We start from the raw sequence: 1,105 nt of genomic DNA, 5'->3' as shown, positions 1-1,105 counted from the left end.
CCCCCGGCCCCCGCCGCAATGCGGAAGTGGTGCGCGCCCTTGGCATGAGCTCCACACTCACCAACAAGTGGGATGAAACCAACGCCCGCTTTTATGATGCCCAGACCAAGGCAGGTGACCGTGCCTCCTTGTTCGCCACTGCCATCAAAGCCTTCCGCTTTCTGCTCGGTTCTGCCGTTCTGGCAGTGGGTGCATGGCTTGCGATCCTTCAGGAAGTCTCCCCTGGTGTTATGATCGCAGCTTCCATCATCACCTCCCGTGCTTTGTCTCCTGTAGAGCAGGCTGTCGGCCAGTGGCGCGTGTTCATCGCAGCCCGTCAGGCCCGCACCCGTTTGGAAAAATCACTGGAAGGTCTGGATGAGACCCCGCCAGAAACCGAACTGCCGCTGCCAAGCAAGGCCCTCAATGTACAGCAGATCGCAACAGCGCCTCCCGGTGCACGTGCTGTCACTCTGGCTGGTGTCAACTTTGAGCTTAAAGCAGGCGATGGCATGGGCATTATCGGCCCGTCCGGATCCGGCAAAACCAGTCTGGTCCGTGCACTTGTCGGCGTTTGGCCAATCTTGCGCGGTGCCGTTCGTCTGGATGGCGCTGAGCTGGGCCAGTGGTCGGAAGATCGTCTGGGCACAGCTGTTGGCTACCTGCCGCAGGATGTGGAACTGTTTGACGGCACCATTGCCGAAAACATCTCCCGCTTTGCGCCAGAACGCGATGACGAGAAGATTTTGGAAGCCGCCCAGCTTGCCAACGTGCATGAGCTGGTCACCAGTCTGGCTGACGGTTATGACACACAGGTTGGCGAAGGCGGGGCATTGCTTTCTGCCGGACAGCGCCAGCGTGTGGGTCTGGCCCGTGCGCTTTATGACAGCCCGTTCCTGATCGTGCTCGATGAGCCGAACTCCAATCTGGATTCAGAAGGCGAAGCTGCGTTAACCCGCGCTATCAAGCTGATGCGTGAGACCGGCAGCATTGTCATTGTCGTTGCCCACCGTCCAAGCGCGATCTCAGCTGTTGATCTGCTGCTTGTTGTGAAGGATGGCCAGCAGGCCGCCTTTGGCCCGAAAGACGAAGTCCTGCCAAAAATCAGCGCCCCAGCTGGTGTGCC

At 59.5% G+C, this 1,105-nt stretch carries 1 protein-coding gene; it reads left to right on the top strand.

What is annotated here, in order from left to right:
* Positions 1-1,105: ATP-binding cassette domain-containing protein (locus tag PPL9_RS20690; protein ID WP_057464464.1), on the top strand; the 1,105-nt coding region annotated here is incomplete at both ends.

The organism is Pseudovibrio sp. POLY-S9, assembly GCF_001431305.1.
Lineage (GTDB): Bacteria > Pseudomonadota > Alphaproteobacteria > Rhizobiales > Stappiaceae > Pseudovibrio.
Note: the sequence above shows the minus strand (reverse complement) of the source record. Positions and strands in the feature narration are given on the sequence as shown.